This is a genomic window from Streptomonospora halophila (assembly GCF_039542725.1).
In the GTDB taxonomy this organism is placed as follows: Bacteria; Actinomycetota; Actinomycetes; order Streptosporangiales; family Streptosporangiaceae; genus Streptomonospora; species Streptomonospora halophila.
Map to the genome: position 1 here is coordinate 1 of NZ_BAABIK010000066.1, position 5,525 is coordinate 5,525.

Consider the following 5,525-nt stretch of genomic DNA (forward strand, 5'->3'; position numbering starts at 1 on the left):
CACCTTGGACCCCCGCGACACCCGAAGAATCGGAATAAATGGGACAAACTACCCTATTTCATTTCGCATCGCGGAAGAAGAGTGGGATGGCGGTGCCGCTGCACTGGTTCGCTTCGGCTCGCGCACCCCACCCCGCCAAGCCCGGCCCCATATGCCCGAAATGCCACCGCACAGCACGCAGCACTCCCCCCTCACCGACTCCACCACCGCCCGCCACCCATCGCCGCCGCCCCGCCGCAACCGCCACCGCCAAGCACCCGAACCGATCCCCGCAGGCTCAACCACCCACCACCCTCACCGCCCCGCCGCAACCGCCACCGCCACCGCCGAGCACCCCAACCGACAACCGCAGGCTGGACCGTCCGCTGCCGTCGCCGCCTCGTCGCGACCTCCACCGGCGGGCACCCGAACCGACGACCGCGGGCCAAACCACCCGCCGTCGTCGCCGCCCGTTGCATGCGCCACCGGCGAGCACCCGAACCGATCCCCGCGGGCCCAACCACCCACCGCCCTCACCGCCCCGCCGCAACCGCCACCGCCGAGCACCCCAACCGATCCCCGCGGGCCCAACCATCCGCCGCCCTCACCGCCCCGCCGCAACCGCCACCGCCGAGCACCCCAACCGATCCCCGCGGGCTCGACCACCCGCCGTCGTCGCCGCCCGTTGCATGCGCCACCGCCGAGCACCCCAACCGATCCCCGCGGGCTCAACCCCCCGCCGCCCTCGCCGCCCCGCCGCAACCGCCACCGCCAAGCACCCCAACCGACAACCGCGGGCCCAACCCCCCGCCGCCCTCGCCACCCACCACCCTCACCGCCCCGCCGCAACCGCCACTCGAACCGGCGGCGCTCCCATCGGACCATCAGCCGAGCTCCCCGGAGGCGGGCGGGCGGCCGGGGAGGGGTGGGTCGGCGGCGGGTACCGGACGCAGGCCGTCCAGGACGACGGCCAGGTGGCGCTCCGGGTCGTCCAACCCCTCGGAGAGGCCGGGCAGCGGGCGCAGGACCCGAGCCAGCAGGAGCGCGACGTCGCCGCCGGTGACGTCGCGGCGCACGGCGCCCTCCTGCTGGGCGCGCGACACCATGCGGTCCAGCACCTCCATCAGCGATCGCCGGAGGCGGAGGTTCTCCGGGTCGGCGCGCAGGGAGTCCCAGGCCGCGACGAACCACGCGGACAGGCGCCCCGCCAGCAGCAGGTCGGAGCCTGCTTCGCCGACGAAGCGGCGCAGCGCGTCCCAGCCGGTGCCCTCCTCGGCCTCGGCCGCGCGCGCACAGGCCGCGACCCGCCGGAAGTCCTCCAGGGCCACGGCCTGCACCAGCGCCTCGCGGTCGGAGAACCGGCGGTAGACGGTGCCCACGCCGACGCCGGCCCGGCGGGCGACCTCGTCGAGGGAGAACGCCGTCCCCCGTTCGGCGATGACGGTGCGGGCGGTCGCGACGAGCTTCTCGCGGTTGCGTCGGGCGTCGGCGCGCAGGCCGGGTCCGGTCTCGTTCATACCCCCGATCATAACCGGAGGAAGTTCTCCGCTTTTCGGGTACAGTGCCGACTGAAGTGGAGAAAACCCTCCGCTTACTGGATCAGGCCATCGGAGGACCAGGAGGACCGCCATGTCCATCGACGCGATCCTGGAGCGCATCGGCCACCGCGCGCCGCTTCGTTCCGACGCGGAGACGCTGCACCGCCTGCACGCCGCGTGGCGCCACGCCGTGCCCTACGAGAACATCGACATCCAGCTCGGCCGGACGATCAGCCTGGATCCGGCGGTGCTGCTGGCCAAGTTCGGCCCCCGCCGCCGGGGCGGCACCTGCTTCGAGGCGAACTGCGCCCTCGCGCTGCTGCTGCGCGGCGCCGGGTTCGCCGTCACCCTGCACGAGGCGGCGGTGCGGCCCTGGTCCGGCGGCGATCCCGAATGGGGCAACCACGTCGCCCTGCTCGTGCGCACGCGGGAGGGGGACTGGCTGGCCGACGCGGGCATCGCGGACGGCTTCGTCGACCCCCTCCCCCTGCGCGAGGGGCGCCACGTGCAGGGCCCCGTCACCTATCGCCTGGAGCGCGTCGACGCCGACACCTGGCGCTGGCACCACCATCCACGCGGCTCCGTCGCCTCCTACGACCTGCGGACCGCCGAGCGCGAGCCGGCCGACTTCGCCCGGCGCGCGGCCGTCCGCCCCGCCGAGTCGGGCCTGGAGCGGCTCCTGCTCGCCTTCCGGCTTCGCGGCGAGCGCGAGCTGACGCTGCGGGCGCGCACGGTCACCGAGTCGACGCGCGACGGCACACGCCTGCAGCGGCGCGTGCTGGGCGACCGCGACGCGTTCCGCGCGGCCCTCGCCGGCGACTTCGGTGTGCCGCTGTCCGACCTCGGACCCGACGGCGTCGAGGCCCTGTGGCGGCGGAGCGGCGAGCAGCACGCCCGGCATCTCGCGCGCGAAGGCGCGTGAGGCCGGGCCGGCGCGCCGCCCGGTCGCCTGCCTACAGCGCCACGCCCACCATCACCGGCTCGTTGACCAGGGTCACGCCGAACGCCTTGGCCACACCTGCGCGGACCTCGCGGGCGAGGGCGAGCAGGTCCTCGGTCGTCGCGTCGCCGGGGTTGGTCAGAGCCAGGGTGTGCTTGGTGGAGATCCGCGCCGGCGAGCCGTAGCCGCGGGAGAACCCCGCGTTGTCGATGAGCCAGGCCGCCGAGAGCTTGGCCCGGCCCTCGGCGTCGAAGTGCGCGGGCGGTTCGGCGTCGGGGCCGAGCAGGTCCGCGGCGCGCCGGGCGAAGTCGGCGTACTCGGGCGGGTCCAGGACCGGGTTGGTGAAGAACGAACCCGCGCTGCGGGTGTCGGGGTCGTCCGGGTCCAGCACCATGCCCTTGCCCCGGCGCAGTCCGAGCACCGTCTCGCGGGCCCGGGCCAGCGGCACCTGGTCGCCCGCCGCGGCGCCCAGCGCGTGGGCGACCTCCGCGTAGCGGATGGGGCGGCTCGACGGCGATCGCTCCAGCTCGAATACGACCTCGCACACGACGTAGCGGTCGCTGCCCTTGAAGACGCTGTCGCGGTAGTCGAACCGGCAGTCGGCGGGGCCCATGGTGCGGCGCTCGCCGGTGTGCCGGTCGTAGACCAGGACCTCGACGATGCTCTGGCTGACCTCCTGGCCGTAGGCGCCCACGTTCTGGATGGGCGTGGAACCGACCCGCCCCGGGATGCCGGAGAGGAACTCGATTCCGCTGAACCCTTCGGCGACCGTGCGCTCGACGAGGGGGTCCCACGGCACGCCGGCGCCCGCCCGGATGCGGATGCGGCCGTCCTCGGCGTCACGGAAGGACACCGACCGGGACTCGGCGTGCACGACCGTGCCCGCGAACCCCTCGTCGGAGACGACCAGGTTGCTCCCGCCGCCCAGGACGAGCAGCGCGTCGCCGGCGGCGTCGGTCTCGGCGACCGCGGCGATCAGCTCCTCGGTGTCGGCCGCCACGCGGAAGCGCGCGGCGGGTCCGCCCAGTCCGAGGGTCGTGTAGTCGGCCAGCGGCACGCCGGCGGCCGTCTCGGGACCGCGGGGTTCGCGCGGCGCGGACTCGGCGGCGGGACCGGCAAAGGCCCCTGAGGGCCCTGGTTCGGGACGGGACACGGGCAACCCCTGCTGTACGGGTGTGACGGCCCCCGGCCGCTCGGTCGGGGACCGCTGGACTCAGGCCAGGCGGACGACGGCGGTCGAGCGCGCGAGCACCTTCGCTCCGCCGGAGCGGGCGGTCAGGGCGATGCGCACCCGGTTGTCGTCGAGCTTCTCCTTGACGACCCCGCTGACGGTGATCTCGGCGCCCTTGTCGTCGTCGGGCACCACGACCGGGGCGGAGAAGCGCACCTTGTACTCCACCAGGGCGCCCGGGTCGCCCGCCCAGTCGGTGACCAGGCGCCCGGCCTGGGCCATGGTGAACATGCCGTGCGCGATCACGTCGGGCAGGCCGACCGCCTTTGCGGTGCGCTCGTGCCAGTGGATGGGGTTGAAGTCGCCCGAGGCCCCCGCGTAGCGGACCAGGTCGATGCGGCGCACCCGGTAGACCTGCTCGGGGATCTCGGCGCCGACCTCGACGTCGTCGTAGCGGACGGTGGCGGTCATGCGCTGCTCCCCTGCCCCTCGGCGGACCCGGCTTCCGCCGCCTCGTCGGCGGCGCCGCGGACCACGAGCATGTTGACCGCGGTCAGCACGTGCTCGCCTTCGACGGTACGCATCTCGCTCTCCAGCGTCAGCAGCTCGTTGCCGCCCAGGGAGGAGATCTTGGTGATGCGGGTGACGGTCTCGACGACGTCGCCGGCCTGGAGCGGGCGGTTGTAGTCGAAGCTCTGGTCGCCGTGGACGACGCGGGAGAAGTCCAACCGCAGCTCGGGGTCGACGACCGCCTGCGACATCGCCTCCATGCCCATGATGACGGGGAAGGTCGGCGGCGCGATGACGTCGCCGTAGCCGGCCGCGTGCGCGGTGGCGGTGTCGGAGTAGACCGGGTTGGGGTCCCCGATCGCGTCGGCGAACTCGCGGATCTTGCCCCGCGTCACCTCGTAGGGCTGCGGGGACCGGTACTCCCGGCCCAGGTACTCGCGGTTGATCCCCATCGGCTCCCTCTCACTGTGCTCTGCCGCCGCCCGATGCCGGTGCGCGGCGTGGGACCGCGGCGCGCCCCGGCGGCGGCAGGCGACACACTAATAGCCCAGCGAGCGATGGTGCTCGCTGGGCTCGTGCTCGCGTGCCTCGATAGGGCCGCCGCCGCTCGCCGGGCGCCGCCGAAGCGCCCGGTGGGCGCGGCCGACTAGCGGGTCTCGCGGTGCTCGCGGTGCTGCCGGCAGTTCGGGCAGAACTTCTTCAGCGAGAGACGGTCGGGGTTGTTCCGACGGTTCTTGCGCGTGATGTAGTTACGGTGCTTGCACTCCTGGCAGGCCAGGGTGATCTTCGGCCTGACGTCAGTGACAGCCACGTCGGAGTGCCTTTCTCGCTGGTACAGGTGGACACAACTGCAGAACCCGCGCAGCACCCTGCGCATGCAGGGGCGACGAGGGCAGTAGCGGAGGCCGGACTCGAACCGACGACACAACGATTATGAGCCGTTTGCTCTGCCAACTGAGCTACTCCGCCGAGATCCCGGGTGGGACCGGGCATCCGTGCAGAATACCCGAACCGGGACAAACCGGGGAACACCGTTCCTCCGGTCCGTATTCCCACTTGAGCGGTTCGCAACCTCAATCAAGCGGTGGAGCCCCTTTACGGAATCGAACCGTAGACCTTCTCCTTACCATGGAGACGCTCTGCCGACTGAGCTAAAGGGGCACGCCCTGTGCGGTCGCCCCTCGGGTGCGGGGGTTTCCGCCGTTCGCGTCGGTCATGACTATACAGGGATCCGGGGGTGCTCTGCCAAATCGGTTGCCGCGCCCCCGGCCCGAGCCGCTCCGCGGTGCTCCGACGCCGCTCCGGCGGGCGCTCCGGCGGCCCGCGGGGCCCGCTAGATCGTTGATGGGAGTTGTTGTGTGTCCCGGTCAGTGGTCGTAGGCGATCA

Annotated in this window: 6 protein-coding genes, 2 tRNA genes and 1 pseudogene; 1 reads left to right on the forward strand and 8 read right to left on the reverse strand. The window is 73.1% G+C overall.

Features of this window, described 5'->3' with window-relative positions; translation table 11 throughout:
• Positions 1-863: 863 nt before the first annotated feature.
• Positions 864-1,316, reverse strand: a complete 453-nt coding sequence (locus ABEA15_RS25415) for an SbtR family transcriptional regulator (RefSeq protein WP_425579450.1) — start codon at positions 1,314-1,316, stop codon at positions 864-866.
• Positions 1,253-1,385, reverse strand: a pseudogene (locus ABEA15_RS25720) (hypothetical protein); the annotation flags it as partial. The pseudogene ABEA15_RS25720 and the gene ABEA15_RS25415, both read right to left, overlap by 64 nt.
• A 223-nt stretch (positions 1,386-1,608) precedes the next feature.
• Here ABEA15_RS25720 and ABEA15_RS25420 point away from each other — a divergent pair.
• Positions 1,609-2,439, forward strand: coding sequence for an arylamine N-acetyltransferase family protein (locus tag ABEA15_RS25420; protein ID WP_345559598.1), 831 nt, complete (start codon positions 1,609-1,611; stop codon positions 2,437-2,439).
• A gap of 31 nt (positions 2,440-2,470) precedes the next feature.
• Here the strand turns inward: ABEA15_RS25420 and ABEA15_RS25425 are convergent, their stop codons facing one another.
• The 6 genes from ABEA15_RS25425 to ABEA15_RS25450 form a co-directional block, all read right to left on the reverse strand.
• On the reverse strand, positions 2,471-3,514 hold the full coding sequence (locus ABEA15_RS25425) for a UDP-N-acetylmuramate dehydrogenase (protein ID WP_425579451.1): 1,044 nt from the start codon (positions 3,512-3,514) through the stop codon (positions 2,471-2,473).
• Between the two features lie 156 nt (positions 3,515-3,670).
• Positions 3,671-4,099 (reverse strand): MaoC family dehydratase, encoded by a 429-nt coding sequence (locus tag ABEA15_RS25430; RefSeq protein ID WP_345559601.1) that lies wholly within the window; start codon positions 4,097-4,099, stop codon positions 3,671-3,673.
• Positions 4,096-4,590 carry a MaoC family dehydratase N-terminal domain-containing protein gene (locus ABEA15_RS25435; RefSeq protein ID WP_345559603.1) on the reverse strand — a complete coding sequence of 165 codons (495 nt, stop codon included), beginning with the start codon at positions 4,588-4,590 and terminating at the stop codon, positions 4,096-4,098. Before ABEA15_RS25435 ends, ABEA15_RS25430 begins: the two co-directional genes overlap by 4 nt.
• Positions 4,591-4,784: 194 nt before the next feature.
• On the reverse strand, positions 4,785-4,949 hold the full coding sequence (gene rpmG, locus ABEA15_RS25440) for a 50S ribosomal protein L33 (RefSeq protein WP_040274966.1): 165 nt from the start codon (positions 4,947-4,949) through the stop codon (positions 4,785-4,787).
• Between the two features lie 85 nt (positions 4,950-5,034).
• Positions 5,035-5,107, reverse strand: a tRNA-Met gene (locus ABEA15_RS25445).
• Between the two features lie 116 nt (positions 5,108-5,223).
• A tRNA-Thr gene (locus ABEA15_RS25450) sits at positions 5,224-5,299 on the reverse strand.
• Positions 5,300-5,525: the final 226 nt, after the last annotated feature.